The 15,923-nt window shown below is 60.3% G+C and carries 15 protein-coding genes; 9 read left to right on the forward strand and 6 right to left on the reverse strand.

The annotated features are described in order from the left end of the window. Window positions 1-36: 36 nt before the first annotated feature. A complete protein-coding gene (locus ACOZK9_RS13530; RefSeq protein ID WP_058413113.1) occupies window positions 37-1,332 on the reverse strand; it encodes an OprD family porin in 1,296 nt (431 codons plus the stop codon). Between the two features lie 398 nt (window positions 1,333-1,730). On the opposite strand from ACOZK9_RS13530, the gene ACOZK9_RS13535 reads away from it, so the two are divergent. Then, window positions 1,731-3,818 carry a TonB-dependent receptor gene (locus ACOZK9_RS13535; RefSeq protein WP_421556003.1) on the forward strand — a complete coding sequence of 696 codons (2,088 nt, stop codon included), beginning with the start codon at window positions 1,731-1,733 and terminating at the stop codon, window positions 3,816-3,818. A 250-nt stretch (window positions 3,819-4,068) separates the two neighbouring features. Here the strand turns inward: ACOZK9_RS13535 and ACOZK9_RS13540 are convergent, their stop codons facing one another. Together ACOZK9_RS13540 and aguA are read right to left on the reverse strand one after the other, a co-directional pair. After that, window positions 4,069-4,281 (reverse strand): hypothetical protein, encoded by a 213-nt coding sequence (locus ACOZK9_RS13540; protein WP_421556004.1) that lies wholly within the window; start codon window positions 4,279-4,281, stop codon window positions 4,069-4,071. A 234-nt stretch (window positions 4,282-4,515) separates the two neighbouring features. Continuing rightward, entirely contained in the window at window positions 4,516-5,622 is a 1,107-nt protein-coding gene (aguA, locus tag ACOZK9_RS13545; protein WP_058413110.1) for an agmatine deiminase, read from the reverse strand. 472 nt (window positions 5,623-6,094) lie between these two features. Here aguA and rfbB point away from each other — a divergent pair, with 472 nt between their 5' ends. The 7 genes from rfbB to ACOZK9_RS13580 are packed head-to-tail and all read left to right on the forward strand — an operon-like array spanning window position 6,095 to window position 13,166. Then, a complete protein-coding gene (rfbB, locus tag ACOZK9_RS13550) occupies window positions 6,095-7,177 on the forward strand; it encodes a dTDP-glucose 4,6-dehydratase (protein WP_122252009.1) in 1,083 nt (360 codons plus the stop codon). Next, entirely contained in the window at window positions 7,174-8,049 is an 876-nt protein-coding gene (gene rfbA / locus ACOZK9_RS13555) for a glucose-1-phosphate thymidylyltransferase RfbA (RefSeq protein ID WP_421556005.1), read from the forward strand. Before rfbB ends, rfbA begins: the two co-directional genes overlap by 4 nt. Beyond that, a complete protein-coding gene (gene rfbC / locus ACOZK9_RS13560; RefSeq protein WP_058413107.1) occupies window positions 8,046-8,591 on the forward strand; it encodes a dTDP-4-dehydrorhamnose 3,5-epimerase in 546 nt (181 codons plus the stop codon). Before rfbA ends, rfbC begins: the two co-directional genes overlap by 4 nt. After that, complete coding sequence (gene rfbD / locus ACOZK9_RS13565) at window positions 8,588-9,457, forward strand: dTDP-4-dehydrorhamnose reductase (protein ID WP_421556006.1); 870 nt, start codon at window positions 8,588-8,590, stop codon at window positions 9,455-9,457. Before rfbC ends, rfbD begins: the two co-directional genes overlap by 4 nt. A gap of 36 nt (window positions 9,458-9,493) precedes the next feature. Beyond that, window positions 9,494-11,302 (forward strand): sensor histidine kinase, encoded by a 1,809-nt coding sequence (locus ACOZK9_RS13570; RefSeq protein WP_058413105.1) that lies wholly within the window; start codon window positions 9,494-9,496, stop codon window positions 11,300-11,302. Continuing rightward, complete coding sequence (locus ACOZK9_RS13575) at window positions 11,299-12,684, forward strand: sigma-54-dependent transcriptional regulator (RefSeq protein WP_058413104.1); 1,386 nt, start codon at window positions 11,299-11,301, stop codon at window positions 12,682-12,684. Before ACOZK9_RS13570 ends, ACOZK9_RS13575 begins: the two co-directional genes overlap by 4 nt. 26 nt (window positions 12,685-12,710) lie before the next feature. Further along, a complete protein-coding gene (locus ACOZK9_RS13580; protein ID WP_122252011.1) occupies window positions 12,711-13,166 on the forward strand; it encodes a YiiD C-terminal domain-containing protein in 456 nt (151 codons plus the stop codon). A gap of 10 nt (window positions 13,167-13,176) precedes the next feature. Here ACOZK9_RS13580 and cysQ read toward each other — a convergent pair whose 3' ends face one another. Both cysQ and nudE read right to left on the reverse strand, forming a co-directional pair. After that, the gene (cysQ, locus tag ACOZK9_RS13585; protein ID WP_421556007.1) at window positions 13,177-14,019 is read right to left on the reverse strand and encodes a 3'(2'),5'-bisphosphate nucleotidase CysQ; all 843 of its coding nucleotides are present in this window, start codon (window positions 14,017-14,019) and stop codon (window positions 13,177-13,179) included. Then, window positions 14,016-14,582 carry an ADP compounds hydrolase NudE gene (gene nudE / locus ACOZK9_RS13590; protein WP_099241031.1) on the reverse strand — a complete coding sequence of 189 codons (567 nt, stop codon included), beginning with the start codon at window positions 14,580-14,582 and terminating at the stop codon, window positions 14,016-14,018. The genes cysQ and nudE overlap by 4 nt, the downstream gene beginning before the upstream one ends. 87 nt (window positions 14,583-14,669) lie before the next feature. On the opposite strand from nudE, the gene yrfG reads away from it, so the two are divergent. Beyond that, the gene (yrfG, locus tag ACOZK9_RS13595) at window positions 14,670-15,332 is read left to right on the forward strand and encodes a GMP/IMP nucleotidase (RefSeq protein ID WP_122252013.1); all 663 of its coding nucleotides are present in this window, start codon (window positions 14,670-14,672) and stop codon (window positions 15,330-15,332) included. Between the two features lie 45 nt (window positions 15,333-15,377). On the opposite strand, the gene lysM is transcribed toward yrfG, so the two are convergent. Then, a complete protein-coding gene (gene lysM, locus ACOZK9_RS13600) occupies window positions 15,378-15,818 on the reverse strand; it encodes a peptidoglycan-binding protein LysM (RefSeq protein ID WP_058413099.1) in 441 nt (146 codons plus the stop codon). Window positions 15,819-15,923: the final 105 nt, after the last annotated feature.

A 15,923-nucleotide genomic window follows, 5' to 3' on the forward strand; every position in this document is an offset into this window, starting at 1 on the left:
TTTTATCGCCTGGCATCAGGCGCTACGCCGGATCAATTAGAAAACGTTGATCGGGTAGTCGGCGAACAGGCGTACTTCGTTGCCGCCTACGTTGTAGTTGCTGGCGTTGTTGGAGACGCGCAGCCAAGAGGCGCGGGCGCGCAGGCTGAGGTCTTTGGCTGGGCCGCTTTGTACGACGTATTTGAACTGGTTGAAGATTTCACGCTCGGTGCCACTGCCGCGGTTGGTGCCGTCGTCAATGTTGGTGCCGCGCACGTAGGCGATGTTGTAGGTCAGGCCAGGCACGCCGAAGGTGCTGAAGTCGAGGCCGTAGCCGGCTTGCCAGGAGCGCTCGTCTTTGCCGTTGAAGTCAGACCAGTAGGAGTTGGCCAGCAGGATGGTGTTGCCGCCGTCGCCGATGCCGCTGCCGCTGGTGTTGTTGCGGTAGCCGCCGTAGAGGTAGCCGGTGTCGCCGGTGCTGCGTTGGTGCGCGACGGTGAAGCTGTGCGGGCCGACGGCCCAGGTAGCGCCGAGGCTCCAGATTTTGTTGTCGCGGGCGTCAGAGTCGCCTTGGGTGAGCTGGGCGAAGTCTTTGTCGAGCTTGGTTTTGTAGCCGTTGAAGTCGAAGGTCAACGATTGTTTTTCTGGCAGGGCCAGCACGTAGTTGACGTTAACGTATTGCTTCTTCAGCACGTCTTGCATGTCGGATGCGTACAGCGCGGCCGACAGGCTCTCGGTGAATTTGTAGCTGCCGCCGATGTAGTCGATGTTTTTCAGCAGGCCGCTGTCGGTGCCTTCAGCGCCTTTTTGGGCTTGTTTGGTGAAGTGACCGGCATCCAGTTGCAGGCCGGCGATCTCTTTGGAAACGATCGAGGTGCCGGTGTAGGTTTCGGACAGCAGGCGCGAGTTGTCGTATTGCAGCACCGGCACGGCCGGGAACTGGTCACCGTATTTGAGCACCGTGTTGGAGACGCGGAACTTCACGGCCGCGCCGCCTTTGGCCAGGTCGTGGGCTGCTTCGCCGCTGTCGCCTTGCTTGAAGAAGTTGATGCCGCCAGCGCCGCTGCGGCCTTTACCACCGTCCAGGCGGATGGCGTATTGGCCGATCACGTCCACGCCCACGCCGACGGTGCCTTGGGTGAAACCGGATTCGAATTTGCCGATGAAGCCTTGGCCCCATTCAGCTTTGTCTTGCTGGCCGTTTTTGTAGTCACGGCTGATGTAGGCGTTACGTGCAGCGATGTTCAGGTGGCTGTCTTCTACAAAACCCTTGGATTGCTCCTGGTCGTTTGCCATTGCCTGAGTAGCGCTCAAAATCCCCAGAGCGATCAAACCCATCCGTTGCTTCAACATTTCTTATATTCCTTATTACTGGTTGAGTACGCGCTATGACACCAGGCTCCGTGTTGCTTTTCTGGTGTCTACTTTTTCCGAAAAAAAGAAGGCCCGCGGACGACTGAACTGCCGCGGGCCTTTTTTATTGGATGAGTTATGGCGGTTAGCCACAGGCGTTGGGCGCAATCCTATGCGCGGGTTGAACTATGTGTCAATTTCGTGAATCGTCTGTATTTAGGCGAAAAAAGTCTAAGGGGAGCCGTTCAGGGCGTGCGCGAGTGTTCATAAAGATGTTCAAAACACATCGCGTTACACTTTTCACAAGCCAAACTTTTGGGAATAGATAACGCGCGCAAATGCAAAGCATTACCATTCACGCGCATTTTTCTTTACTCACTTTTTGGATACATTTCTTGATGCCTGCCTCTCGCCTGACGCCCATCACTTTTGGGCTCTCTGTTCTGCTGTCTGCTGGTTTTGTGGGTGCTGCCACGGTGTTGCCCGAGACTTCGATCAGCGCCGAAGCTGACGAAGACGACCCGCGCGTCAAAGAGACCAATACCGCCACGCGCACAACCACTGCGGTGCGGTATGTGCCCCAGGCCATCGATTCAGTCAAAACCGAAAACCTGCGCTCCTACGGCACCAACGATTTGGGCCAGGCGTTAAGCGGCATTCCCAACGTGAGCAGCGGCGCCGACACGCGTTTTGACAGCCTGCGTATTCGCGGTTTTGACGCGAGCAATGACTTCTACCTGGACGGTATTCGCGACGACAGCCAGTACGTGCGCGACCTGCATAACATCGAGCGCATCGAAGTGCTCAAAGGCCCGGCTGCGGTGCTTTACGGGCGAGGTGGCCAGGGCGGTATCGTTAACCGCGTGAGCAAACTGCCGCAGGCCGGGCGCAGTTCCAGCATCGAAGCGCAAGGCGGCAGCAATGATTTGCGCAGCCTGTATGCCGACCTCAGCACCGACCCCAGCGATAACATCAGCCTGCGCTTGAACATGGGCAACCAGGACAACAACAGTTTTCGCGATGGCGTGAGTGGCAGCCGCCAACTGTTTGCGCCGTCGATGAGCTGGCAACTGACGCCCGAACTCAATTGGTTGGTGCAATACGAATACAGCCGTTACAACCGCACGCCAGACCGCGGTATTCCAGGGGTTAACGGTCGCCCGGCGGACGTGAGCCGCAGCAGCACCTATTTTGACAGCCGCGATTACATCGACGACAAGTCCCAGTCGCTGCGTTCCAAGCTCGCCTATGAACTCAACGACAACTGGCAACTGCGCCACACACTCGGCGTGTTCAAGCTCGACAGCGATTTCGACAACACCTACCAAACCGGCTACGACGCCAGAACCCAGCAAGTCACGCGCCAGCGCTGGCAGCAAGACCTGACCACCCGCAACGTCTTCAACAACCTTGAGCTGGAAGGCGGCTTTGATACTTTCGGCCTGGAACACCGCTTGCTCAGCGGGCTTGAGCTGGGCAGCCAGCGCCGCGATCCGAAGCTGTATACGGCCACTGCCGTGAACCGTGGTGGGCAAGCGGTGCCGAGCCTGAACCTCAATCAACCCAACCGCCACTTGAGCCACACCGGGCGGATGAGTGCGTCGAGTAACAACCACACCGAAGTCGAAAGCCGCGCGCTGTATGTGCAGGACCAACTGCGCCTGAATGATCAATGGCAAGTGCTGGCCGGCTTGCGCTACGACGATTTCGAAGTCGACACGACCAACAAGCTGCTCAACACCGAGCAGGCAGTCAAGAGCCACAGCACCAGCCCGCGCGTGGGCCTGGTGTGGACGCCGCTTGAAAATCACTCGTTCTATGCCTCGTGGAGCAAGACCTTTTCGCCGGCGGGCGGCGGCTTGATCGGCATCACTCCGAATGCGGCAGGCAGCGTCAATGACTTGAGCCCCGAGCTGACCAAGCAAAAGGAAATCGGGGTAAAAAGCGACTGGCTAGACGACCGCCTCAGCACCACGCTGGCGGTGTACGAATTGGAACTGTACAACCGCCGCACCAGCGACCCGCTGGACCGCACCATCACCCTGCTCAGCGGTTTGCAACGCTCACGCGGCGTTGAGCTGACGGCCACCGGCAAGCTGGTGGGTAATTGGTCGGTGCGCGGTGGCATTGGCCTGCAAGATGCCACGGTCGTAAAGGACAACAACGGCTTTGAAGGCAAGCGCATCAGCGATGTGGCCAAACGTAATGCCAGCCTGTTTGTCACCTGGAAGCCAGAAATGGGCTGGTACGCGGAAACCGGTTTGACCCTGGTGGGCGACCGTTATGCCGACAACCTCAACACCGTGGTGCTGCCAGGTTACGGCCGCTGGGACGCGCTGGCCGGTTTCCGTCAAAAGGCATTGGATGTGCGGGCGGCGCTGAATAACATCGCCGATAAAAACTACTACGCCTCAGCAACCAGTGCGGCACAAATTCAACCGGGCGAACCGCGCAGTTTGGTGGTGACGGGCACTTACAGCTTCTGAATTTTGAAGCGATAAATTGGCCAGCTGCTGAGCGGGGCGTGTGTGCAGACTGGGCTTTGTGTGCAGATCGGGCTTTTGTGGCCAGCGGGCTTGCTCGCGTTGGGCTGCGTAGCGGCCCCAAAATCCTGGGAGCGCTGCGCACTCCAACGCGAGCAAGCCCGCTCGCCACATAGAGCCCGCTTTCCACATAGAGCCTGCTTTCCACACAAAGCTCAGCTTGCCACAACGGCACTAATACTTGGGATGCGGGTTAGTTTTTCATCAGCTCGCACAACACGCTGACTTCATCCTCGCTGAACAACCCTGCGGGGTAACGTTCACTGAACACGCTGCGCAATTCCGGCTCCCTGACCCTTTTGGAGCCGTTAGCTTTCAACCAGAGCGCCAGCGCGTGGATCTCATCACCGTTAAGCCGCGCCGGGTGGAACGGGCGCGTGTAGATCGGGTTGGTATCGGCATTCATTTGCGCGCTCTCTCCTGCTGCGTGAGCGGCTAACTTACTCAAGGTTTGTGACAGAACTATGCAGCCGTCGCCTTGGGTCACTGTGGTAAATCCGATACAAGCACTGTGCCAGTTTCACGTGTTTATAAGCATTCACCCACAAAAAAGCCCGCAACCTGGCTGGGCTGCGGGCTTGCTGTGAGCGCTACACATACTTGGCGCTCAGGTATCGCTCAAGCGCTGTTACAACTGCACTCAGTTTTTGTGCGGAGCAGGTTGTTGTTGGGTCAGGCAGTGGATATTGCCGCCGCCCAGTAACAGTTCGCGCCCCGGCACCATCACCACTTCGTGTTGCGGGAACAGGTTCTGCAGGATCTGCTGGGCCTGGCTGTCCAGCGGGTCGTCGAAGCTTGGCGCGATGATGCCGCCGTTGACGATCAGGAAGTTAACGTAGGAACCGGCCAGGCGCACGCCAGGGTTACGTTCCTGGCTGCCGTCGACCAGGTCGACACCGGCGCACTCTTCCTCGGTGGCGTACAGCGGCCCCGGAATCGGCATTTTATGCACTGTTAACGCGCGGCCCTGGGCGTCGGTGCTGTTTTGCAGCACGTCCATGGCGGCGTGGCAGCGCGCGTAGTTCGGGTCTTGCGGGTCGTCGGTCCAGGCCAGCAAGACTTCGCCGGGGCGCACGTAGCAGCAAAAGTTATCCACATGGCCGTCGGTTTCGTCGTTGAACAGGCCGTCCGGCAACCAGATGATCTTATCCACCGCCAGGTTGGCGCTGAGCACTGCTTCGATGGCCGCACGATCCAGGTGCGGGTTGCGATTGCGGTTCAACAGGCATTCTTCGGTGGTGATCAGCGTGCCTTCGCCGTCGACGTGAATAGAGCCTCCTTCGAGCACAAAACCTTCGGTGCGATAACGCGGCGCGCGCTCAAGCTCGAGGATCTTGCCGCCCACCTGCGAGTCGCGGTTCCACGGCGCATACAGGCCGCCGTCAAAACCGCCCCAGGCATTGAAGTCCCAGTTTACGCCGCGCACTTCGCCGCTGTTGTTGATCACGAAGGTGGGGCCGGTGTCGCGGACCCAGGCATCGTCGCTGGCCATTTCCACCACGCGAATATTGGGCACGTCGAGGCGCGCGCGGGCGTTTTCGTACTGGCCGGCAGAAACGCAGACCGTCACCGGCTCAAAGCGCGCAATGGCTTTGGCCACCGTCACGTGGGCGGCCTGCACCGGCTTGCCGCCCAGGCGCCAGTTGTCCGGGCGCTCGGGCCAGATCATCCAGGTTTGGGTTTGGGGCGCCCATTCGGCGGGCATGTAGAAGCCATCGGCGCGAGGTGTGCTGTGCAGGGTGGTCATGGCGATCAAGGCTCCGAATGGGGTGAAGGCCGACTTTATAACGGATAAAAATCGGCTTTAAAAGCAATAAAAACAGATGACTCTTAAAATTCACAATAGAAAGCCGATAATAATCGACTATCTATGACGAGTTATTCAACACCTCCGACAACAAGCCGACGAAGAAGTCCACAGTGCGTCGGCAAATCACCCTCGGCGACGCGCTCGCACCGGCATGTTTTCAGAACAAACCGGCCTCCGCTGGTGTCAGTCAGTGACGCTGCTCACGCAATTGCGTCGCCTGCTGAATGCTCATCTGTGGGCCAGGCAAACCGGCACTATTGTGACGACTTCTGCGTGTTCAGGCGTCTATATCGCCATTGTCAGGGGCCGTTAATCAAGCCCTCACTCTCTGCGCACTTGCATCGGCCCGATTCACAACTCAAGCTATGCTTAATTCGCCCTGTGTCCGTCTAAGGAAAAGGCTCTCGACATGCGCATTCTCATCACCGGCGGTGCCGGATTCATCGGCTCTGCCCTGATCCGCCATCTGATTCAACACACCGAGCACGAAGTGCTCAACCTGGACAAACTCACCTACGCTGGCAACCTTGAGTCGCTGGCGAGCATCGCGTCTAACAGCCGCTATGAGTTCGTGCAGGCCGATATTATCGACCAGGCCACCGTCAGCGCTGTGCTGGCGCGCTTTGAGCCCCAGGCGATCATGCACCTGGCCGCCGAGTCGCATGTCGACCGTTCCATTGACGGCCCGTCGGATTTTATCCAAACCAACATCGTCGGCACTTACAGCTTGCTGGAGGCCACCCGCGCCTATTGGCAAACACTGGCTGAGCCTGCCAAGAGCGCGTTCCGCTTCCACCACATCTCTACCGATGAGGTGTACGGCGACCTGCACGGTGTGGACGACCTGTTCACCGAAACTACGCCTTACGCGCCAAGCTCGCCGTATTCGGCCAGCAAAGCGGCGTCCGACCACTTGGTCCGCGCCTGGCAGCGCACCTATGGCTTGCCGGTGCTGTTGACCAACTGCTCGAACAACTACGGGCCGTTCCACTTCCCTGAAAAGCTGATCCCGCTGGTCATCCTCAACGCCCTCGCAGGCAAGCAATTGCCGGTTTATGGCGACGGTTTGCAGGTGCGTGACTGGCTGTTCGTCGAAGACCACGCCCGCGCACTGCTGAAGGTAGTGACCGAAGGCGTGGTCGGCGAGACCTACAACATCGGTGGCCACAACGAACAAAAGAACATCGACGTCGTGCGCGGCATTTGCGGCCTGCTGGAAGAACTGGCGCCGCAACGCCCGGCTGGCGTGGAAAAATTTACCGACTTGATCACCTTCGTCAAAGACCGTCCGGGCCACGACCAGCGCTACGCGATCGATGCCAGCAAGATCGAACGCGAACTGGGTTGGGTCCCGCAAGAAACTTTTGAAACCGGCCTGCGCAAAACTGTGCAGTGGTACCTCGATAACCTGGAATGGTGCCGCAGGGTCCAGAACGGCAGTTATCAGGGCGAACGATTGGGCAACACAGACAGCAAGGATTTGATTGCATGATGAAGGGAATAGTATTGGCCGGCGGTTCCGGTACCCGTTTGCACCCCATTACTTTGGGTGTGTCCAAGCAGTTGCTGCCCGTGTACGACAAGCCAATGATTTACTACCCGATCTCGGTGCTGATGCTGGCAGGGATCAAAGACATTCTGGTGATTTCCACGCCGGTGGATTTGCCGCAGTACCGCAACCTGCTGGGCGACGGCAGCCAGTTTGGCGTGCGTTTCAGCTACGCCGAGCAGCCGTCTCCGGATGGTCTGGCGCAAGCGTTTATCATCGGTGAAGAATTCATCGGCAACGATCCGGTGTGCCTGATCCTCGGCGATAACATCTTCCACGGCCAGCATTTCGGCGACCAACTGCGCAGCGCAGCGCAACGCTCGTCCGGCGCCACCGTATTCGGCTACTGGGTCAAAGACCCGGAGCGTTTCGGCGTGATCGATTTCGACAAAGAAGGCCGCGCCCTGTCGATCGAAGAGAAACCGACGTCGCCTAAATCCAGCTACGCCGTGACCGGTCTGTACTTCTACGACAACGACGTGATCAGCATCGCCAAGGCGGTCAAACCTTCGCCACGCGGCGAGTTGGAGATCACCGATGTCAACAACGCCTACCTCAAGCGCGGCGACCTGCATGTTGAGCGTTTCGGCCGTGGCTTTGCCTGGCTCGACACCGGCACGCATGACAGCCTGCTCGAAGCCTCGACCTACGTGCAGACCATCGAACACCGTCAGGGTTTGAAAGTGGCTTGCCTGGAAGAGATCGCCTACGAGAACGGCTGGATCGACCGTGATTACCTGCTGGAGCGCGCCAAGTACTTCGGCAAGACCGGCTATGGTCAGTACTTGTACTCGCTGGCCGGAGACAACAAGTGAATGTAGTTGAAACCACATTGCCCGGTGTGCTGATCCTCGAACCTAAAGTGTTCGGTGACGAGCGCGGCTTTTTCTACGAGAGCTTCAACGCTCGCGCCTTTGAAGAAGCCACGGGGCTTAAGCGTGATTTCGTGCAGGACAACCACTCACGCTCGCAAAAGGGCGTGCTGCGTGGGCTGCATTATCAGCTCGAACACACGCAGGGCAAACTGGTGCGCGTGAGCGCCGGTGAAGTGCTGGACGTGGCCGTAGACATCCGCCGCAGCTCGCCGAACTTCGGCCAGTGGGTGGGTGTGCGTCTGTCGGCGCAGAATCATCGCCAACTGTGGGTGCCGGAAGGTTTTGCTCATGGTTTTGTGGTGCTGAGCGACTACGCCGAGTTCCTGTACAAGACCACCGACTACTACCAGCCGAGCGCCGAACGCAGCATTCTGTGGAATGACCCGACGTTGGCCATCGACTGGGAACTCACCGAAGCACCGCAGTTGTCCGCCAAGGACCAAGTGGGTAAACCTTTGCTGGAAGCCGACCTGTTCCCATGAAAATCCTCATCACCGGCCAACATGGCCAAGTCTCGCGCGAGCTGCAACAGCGGCTCCAGGGCCTCGGCGAACTCGTGGTGCTGGGCCGCGACCAGCTTGACCTGGCCAACGTCGAGCAGATTCGCCAGCAAGTGCGTGCGCATCGCCCAGGTTTGATCATCAATGCCGCGGCCCACACCGCGGTCGACCAAGCCGAAAGCGAGCCGGACGCGGCGTTTGCGATCAACGCGATTGCCCCTGGTGTGTTGGCCGAAGAAGCCAAGGCGCTGGGCATCCCGCTGATCCACTACTCCACCGACTACGTGTTCGACGGCAGCAAACCTGCGCCCTACACCGAAGCCGATGTGCCGAACCCGCTGGGCGTGTACGGCCAGAGCAAGCTGGCGGGCGAAAAGGCGATTGCGGCGGTGGGCGGCGACTACCTGATATTGCGCACCAGTTGGGTTTACTCCAACCACGGCAAGAACTTCTTGCTGACCATGCAGCGCCTGCTGCAAGAGAAGCCGCACATGCGCATCGTCGCCGATCAAATCGGCGCGCCGACGTGGGCAGGCACGATTGCCGACAGCACACGCGCGTTGATCGAACGCTGGCAGGCAGGCCAGGCCGGTGAATGGGGGGTGTACCACCTGACCGCGCAGGGCGAAACCTCCTGGTTCGGGTTTGCCGAGGCGATTGGTCAACACCTTCGCAGCCAAGGCAAAGCCTGCGCCGAGCTGGAAGCGATCCCTTCCAGCGCGTACCCGACGCCAGCCCAGCGCCCGCTGAACTCGCGCCTGGACTGCAACCGCCTGCAACAGCACTGGCAGGTCGGCCAACCGCAGTGGCAAGACGCATTGCGCGAGTGTCTTGCACAGCCGCACTAGGCATAATGCGCCTGTCCCCACAGGCGCACGACTCCCATGACTCCACCCCTTCCGCGACGACCCCGCTGGCGCAGCCTGGCATTGCTGGCGCTGTGCCTGGCTCCGCTGCTATGGCCGCTGGAGCATTTGGCCGAGCGCTATTACCGCAGCGAACTGGCCGGGCAAAACCGCCAAACGCTCGACCTGTACGTCGCCAACCTGCTAGGCACCCTGCACCGCTATGAGGTGCTGCCGCAAATTCTCGGCGACTTGCCAGCCCTGCGCACCGCGCTGGACGCGCCGCACGTCAGCACCAACCTGACCAACGCCAACGTGCTGCTCAAGGACGTCGCCGCCCAGGCCGGTGTGGAAGTGATGTACCTGATGGACACCACCGGCAAGACGCTCGCCGCCTCCAACTGGGACAAACAAGACACGTTTGTCGGGCGCAATTTCTCGTTTCGCCCGTATTTCAGCGAAGCCATGGCCGGGCGCCTGGGGCGGTTTTTCGGGCTGGGCACCACGTCGGCCAAGCGCGGCTACTTCTTCGCCGCCGCTGTGCGCGATGGGGACAAAATTATCGGCGCGCTGGTGGTCAAGGTCGACCTGGACCACACCGAAAGCCTGTGGGGCAACACGCCCGAACAATTGCTGGTGACCGATCACAACGGCGTAGTCATCCTGACCTCGCGCCCGCAATGGCGATTTCGCGCTACGCGGCCGCTGACCCCGGAAGAACGCCAGGCGATCATCGCGATCCAGCCCTACCCGACTCGCGACCCGCAGCCGCTGGCACTCAGCACCACGGCGTGGCTGCGCCAGTCCTCGGCGATTGCCGAGACCGGCTGGAACGTGGAAATTCTCGCGCCCAAATCGTTGATCAATCGCCCGGTGCGCACGGTGGTCGCGGTGGGTGGCGCCACGCTCTTGGTGTTGATGCTGTTGCTCGGTTTGATGATGCAACGCCGGCGCCATTACCTGGAGCGCATTGCCTTCGAAGCCAAGGCGCGCCGCGAGCTGGAGATGCGCGTGGTCGAGCGCACCAGCGACTTGGAAGGCCTCAACCGCCGCTTGAAACAGGAAGTGCTGGAGCGCGAAAATGCCCAGCAAGAACTGGTGCGCGCACAAGACGACCTGGTGCAAGCGGGCAAGCTGTCTGCGCTGGGGACCATGTCGGCGAGCATCAGCCACGAACTCAATCAACCCCTTGCGGCGATTCGTAGCTACGCGGAAAACGCCGAGATTTTGCTCGACCATGAGCGCACCAACGATGCACGCGGCAACCTCAAGCTGATCAGCGAACTGACCGGGCGCATGGCCTCGATCATCGCGCACCTGCGCGCGTTCGCCCGGCGCGACCGGCATGCCCCGGAAAGCGTGGCCCTGCAACCGGCGCTGGACGACGCGCTGGCGTTGCTGGCCAAGCGGCGGCGGTCGATGGAAGTCGAGCTGATCCGCGACTTGCCCGAGGCGACCTTGTGGGTGCAAGCCGGCGAAACCCGGCTGCGCCAAGTGCTGGGCAACCTGCTGGCGAACGCCCTGGATGCGCTCACCGAAAAAGGCCCGCCGCGCAAACTCTGGCTGAGTGCGCAAACCACCGAGCAGGGCGTCAACCTGACCATTCGCGACAACGGCCCGGGCTTTTGCATGGAAGCCCTGGGCCGCGCCAGCGAGCCGTTTTACACCACCAAGACGCGCACGCAAGGCCTGGGTTTGGGCCTGGCGATCTGTGACACCCTGATGCGTGCGTTTGGCGGCGAATTGTTGTTCGCCAACCACAAGGAAGGTGGCGCGCTATTAACCTTGAAATTGCGTGCCGGCTCGCCGGGCGTCAGTCTGCAACCGTCCGAGGACCGCAGCGTATGAGTATCGATAACCAGATTCAGGTGGTGTTGATCGACGACGATCCACACCTGCGTCAGGCCCTGTGCCAGACCCTGGACCTGGCCGGGCTTAAAGTCCTGACGCTGGGCGAAGCCAACGGCCTCACCGCGCGCTTGTCACGCGATTGGCCTGGCGTGGTGGTCAGCGACATCCGCATGCCCGGCATGGACGGCCTGGAGCTGCTGGCCGCATTGCACAGCCAGGACCCGGAGCTGCCGGTGCTGCTGATCACCGGCCACGGTGACGTGCCGCTGGCGGTGCAAGCCATGCGCGCGGGAGCCTACGACTTTCTGGAGAAACCTTTCGCCAGCGACGCGCTGCTCGACAGCGTGCGCCGCGCGCTGGCCCTGCGTCGCCTGGTGCTGGATAACCGCAGCCTGCGCCTGGCCCTCAGCGACCGCCAGCAATTGAGCACGCGCCTGGTGGGCCACTCACCGCAAATGCTGCGCCTGCGTGAGCAGATCGGCGCACTGGCCGCGACGCGTGCCGACGTGCTGATACTCGGCGAAACCGGCGCCGGTAAAGAGGTCGTGGCGCGCGCACTGCACGACCTGTCGAGCCGACGCAACGGGCCGTTTGTGGCGATCAACGCCGGCGCGCTGGCAGAGTCGGTGGTCGAGAGCGAGCTGTTCGGCCATGAGCCCGGCGCGTTTACCGGCGCGCAGAAACGCCGTATCGGCAAGTTCGAATTTGCCAACGGTGGCACGCTGTTCCTCGATGAAATCGAAAGCATGAGCCTGGATGTGCAGGTCAAGTTACTGCGCCTGTTGCAAGAGCGCGTGGTTGAGCGTTTAGGCGGCAATCAGTTGATCCCGCTGGACATCCGCATCATCGCCGCCACCAAGGAAGACCTGCGCCAGTCCGCCGACCAGGGCCGCTTCCGCGCCGACTTGTATTACCGGCTCAATGTGGCGCCGCTGCGCATTCCGCCGCTGCGCGAGCGTGGCGAAGATGCGTTGATGCTGTTCCAGCACTTCGCCGACGAAGCCAGCAGCCGCCACGGCCTGCCGCTGCACGCGTTGCAACCGGGCCAGCGTGCGCTGTTGTTGCGCCATAACTGGCCGGGCAATGTACGCGAACTGCAAAACGCGGCGGAACGCTTTGCCCTGGGCCTGGAGCTTGCCCTTGATGCCACGGCGGACAACCCTGCCGTCGGCGTGCTGACCTCCACCCCAGGCGGCTTGAGCGAACAGGTTGAGCAGTTCGAAAAAAGCCTGATCGCCGCCGAACTCACTCGCCCGCACAGCTCGGTACGCAGCCTTGCCGAAGCACTCGGCGTGCCGCGCAAAACCCTGCACGACAAACTGCGCAAACACGGCCTTAACTTCGCCGACAGCGGCAACCACAGCGCAGACGACGAATGACCCCGCCCAACCGCCAAGAGGCCACCATGAGCCGCGACAGCCGTTACCTGGAATCCATCCTCCACCACGACATTCCGCTCACGCGGGAAATGGGCCTGAAAGTGCTCGACTGGCAACACGGCCAATTGCAGCTGCACCTGCCGTTACAGGCGAATATCAACCACAAGAGCACCCTGTTCGGCGGCAGCCTGTATTGCGGCGCGGTACTCGCCGGTTGGGGCTGGCTGCACCTGCAGTTGCGCGAAGAAGGTATTGAAGACGGGCACATCGTGATTCAGGAAGGGCACATCAGTTACCCGTTGCCGGTAACGCGCGATGCGACGGTGGTGTGCCAGGCGCCGGAGCAGAAGCTGTGGAAGCGCTTTGTGGCGACCTATAAGCGTTATGGCCGGGCGCGCTTGGCGCTGCAGACGTGGGTTGTGAATGAGGGCGCTGAGGAGCACGCAGTGGCGTTTACTGGCCAATACGTGCTGCACCGCTAGCCCAAAAGCCTCAGCCCTCGGCTCTGGCTAAGGTCAGCAGGCGCTCGCGCCATTCGGCCTTGGCGGGCAGCGCCAAAAAGAACGGGTTCAGCAACGATGCCCGCGCCGGATAGCTGAACGGCTCACCGCTCAATTCCAGCACTTCGCCGCCCGCGCCTTCCAGCACGCCCTGTGCTGCAGCAGTGTCCCATTGCGAGGTGGGCGCCAGGCGCGGGTAGCAATCGGCGCTGCCTTCGGCCAACAGGCAGAACTTCAGCGAACTGCCGATATTCGCCAGCTTCAGCTCACCCAAACCCTGGCTCAAACCGTCGAGCAAGCGTTCCTGCTCAGGGCTGGTGTGACGACGGCTGGCAACCACGGTAAACGCCTCACCTGCCGCAAGGGTTTGGCGCACCTGAATCTGCTTGGGCGCTTCGTTAACATCTGAACGCCACGCCCCCAAGCCCGCGCCACCGAAATAGCAGCGACCGCTGGTGGGCATCGAGACCACGCCAAACACCACGCGGCCTTGCTCGATCAAGGCGATATTAACGGTAAATTCTTCACTGCCGGCGATAAACTCCTTGGTGCCATCCAACGGGTCCACCAGCCACCAGCGCTGCCAGCCGGCGCGCACGCTCTGGTCAATATCAGCGTCTTCTTCAGACAGCACCGGGATGCTTGGGTCGAGCGCGGTGAGGCCTGCAAGAATCAGATGGTGCGCGGCCAGGTCCGCGGCCGTCACTGGCGAATCATCGGCCTTGGAAGTCACGGCCACATCGGCACGCCAATACGGCAAGATCACTTCACCGGCCTGGCGCGCCAACTCAATCACCGGGGCAATAAACGGGTGGCCCAAAAACAGTTCGCTCATGCGCTGAACGCTCCACGCTGGGTCAGCAGGTCGCGCACCAGGTACAGCGCCGCCAGAGCGCGGCCTTCGCTGAACTGCTCGTGTTGCGCCAGTTGCGACAGCTCACGCAGGTTGACCTTGTCTACACGCATGGGCTCGGGTTCATCGCCTTCAAGGCGTTCTTCGTACAGATCAGTGGCCAGTACCACCTGGATTTTCTGGCTCATGTAACCCGGCGACAACGACAGTTCGGTGATGTGTTCCAACTGCCGTGCGCCATAACCCGCCTCTTCCTTGAGTTCACGGTCGGCGGCCGCCAGCACGTCTTCGCCGGGCTCGATCAGCCCTTTGGGCAACGACAACTCGTATTCGTCCGTGCCGCCGCAGTACTCTTCAATCAGCAACGCGTGATCTTCATCGATCATTGCCACAATCATCACCGCGCCGTAGCCGGCACCACGGCCTACCAGGCGCTCGTAGGTCCGCTCAACGCCATTGGAAAAGCGCAATTGCACTTCCTCCACGCGGAACAAACGGCTACTGGCGACTATTTCGCGGGCGAGGACGGTGGGTTTCTGGCGCATAAGCGGCTCCTTGGCGTGATCGGGTTACTATACCGTGGCTTTTCCGATTGTCTGTGTCGGATATTTTTACTTACATGAGACCTCCGCATGCCCTCTTTGCCCTGGCACGCCATCGACACTGTCCTGCTGGACATGGACGGCACCTTGCTCGACCTGCACTACGACAACCATTTCTGGATGGAGCACCTGCCGCAGCGTTACGCCGAGCTGCACGGGGTGAGCCGGGCCATGGCCGAAATGGAATTGCAGCCACTGTTTGAACGTAACGCCGGACAGTTGCAATGGTATTGCCTGGATTTCTGGAGCACCGAACTTGCGATTCCAGTGCGCGAACTCAAGCTGGAAACCGCCCACCTGATCGCCCTGCGCCCGGACGCGGATACTTTTCTGGCGGCGATCAAGCAGGCCGGCAAGCGTGTGATCCTGATCACCAACGCGCACCGCGATTCGCTGTCATTGAAGTTGGAGCGCATTGAACTGGCGCCGTATTTCGAGCGACTGATCAGCTCCCACGACTATGGTTTTGCCAAAGAAAGCCCGCAGTTTTGGGATGCCCTGCAAGCCGACATAGGCTTTGACCCGGCGCGCAGCCTGTTTATCGATGACACCTTGCCGATCCTGCGCAGCGCTCGAGAATTTGGCGTGGGGCATTTGCTGGCGGTGAAAGAGCCGGACAGCAAAAAAGGCCCAAAGGACACCGGGGAGTTTGCAGCGGTAGGCGATTACCGGGAGCTGATTGTCGGCCTGTAATCAACTGTGGGAGGGGCGTGCCCCTCCCACAGTGTGTTCGACGTGTTACTCAGGAATACGCAACGTCTGCCCTGGGTAAATCTTGTTCGGATCTTTGAGCAGCGGCTTGTTGGCCTCAAAGATTTTGTTGTACTTGTTGGCGTCGCCATACACCGTTTTAGAGATCGCGCTCAATGTGTCGCCGCTCTTCACCACGACAAAGCGCGAGGCCACAACCACTGGGCCAGAAACGGTAATCTGGTCATCCACGGTTTTAATACCGGCAATATTACCCGCCGCCAGAAGGATTTTTTCTTTCTCTTCCTGGCTCGCCACTTCACCGGTGATCGTCACCTTGTCACCGTCTACGGTGGCGTGAATATTCGGGTTACCCAGACCTACTGCCTCGATATGCTTTTTCAATTCGTCGCCGGCATTCGCGTTGCCCGGCGTCAACAGGTCGATCAGCTTTTCGCCTGCTTCCTTCACAAAACTTAAAAGACTCATGTTGCGCTCTCCTTGGGATTTAAATTCCAGACACCCAAGACTAGACCAGCCTGACAACACTGGGTTCCAGCCCGACCCAAGACCCAAACGCGCTAGAATCCCACA

Source organism: Pseudomonas kitaguniensis, from assembly GCF_049199985.1.
In the GTDB taxonomy this organism is placed as follows: Bacteria; Pseudomonadota; Gammaproteobacteria; order Pseudomonadales; family Pseudomonadaceae; genus Aquipseudomonas; species Aquipseudomonas kitaguniensis.

Excerpts from the sequence above, each read along its gene's own strand:
- ACOZK9_RS13530 (WP_058413113.1), bottom strand. The coding sequence starts at position 1,332 with ATGTTGAAGCAACGGATGGGTTTGATCGCTCTGGGGATTTTGAGCGCT.
- ACOZK9_RS13535 (WP_421556003.1), top strand. The coding sequence starts at position 1,731 with ATGCCTGCCTCTCGCCTGACGCCCATCACTTTTGGGCTCTCTGTTCTG.
- ACOZK9_RS13540 (WP_421556004.1), bottom strand. The coding sequence starts at position 4,281 with ATGAATGCCGATACCAACCCGATCTACACGCGCCCGTTCCACCCGGCG.
- aguA (WP_058413110.1), bottom strand. The coding sequence starts at position 5,622 with ATGACCACCCTGCACAGCACACCTCGCGCCGATGGCTTCTACATGCCC.
- rfbB (WP_122252009.1), top strand. The coding sequence starts at position 6,095 with ATGCGCATTCTCATCACCGGCGGTGCCGGATTCATCGGCTCTGCCCTG.
- rfbA (WP_421556005.1), top strand. The coding sequence starts at position 7,174 with ATGATGAAGGGAATAGTATTGGCCGGCGGTTCCGGTACCCGTTTGCAC.
- rfbD (WP_421556006.1), top strand. The coding sequence starts at position 8,588 with ATGAAAATCCTCATCACCGGCCAACATGGCCAAGTCTCGCGCGAGCTG.
- ACOZK9_RS13570 (WP_058413105.1), top strand. The coding sequence starts at position 9,494 with ATGACTCCACCCCTTCCGCGACGACCCCGCTGGCGCAGCCTGGCATTG.
- ACOZK9_RS13575 (WP_058413104.1), top strand. The coding sequence starts at position 11,299 with ATGAGTATCGATAACCAGATTCAGGTGGTGTTGATCGACGACGATCCA.
- ACOZK9_RS13580 (WP_122252011.1), top strand. The coding sequence starts at position 12,711 with ATGAGCCGCGACAGCCGTTACCTGGAATCCATCCTCCACCACGACATT.
- cysQ (WP_421556007.1), bottom strand. The coding sequence starts at position 14,019 with ATGAGCGAACTGTTTTTGGGCCACCCGTTTATTGCCCCGGTGATTGAG.
- nudE (WP_099241031.1), bottom strand. The coding sequence starts at position 14,582 with ATGCGCCAGAAACCCACCGTCCTCGCCCGCGAAATAGTCGCCAGTAGC.
- yrfG (WP_122252013.1), top strand. The coding sequence starts at position 14,670 with ATGCCCTCTTTGCCCTGGCACGCCATCGACACTGTCCTGCTGGACATG.
- lysM (WP_058413099.1), bottom strand. The coding sequence starts at position 15,818 with ATGAGTCTTTTAAGTTTTGTGAAGGAAGCAGGCGAAAAGCTGATCGAC.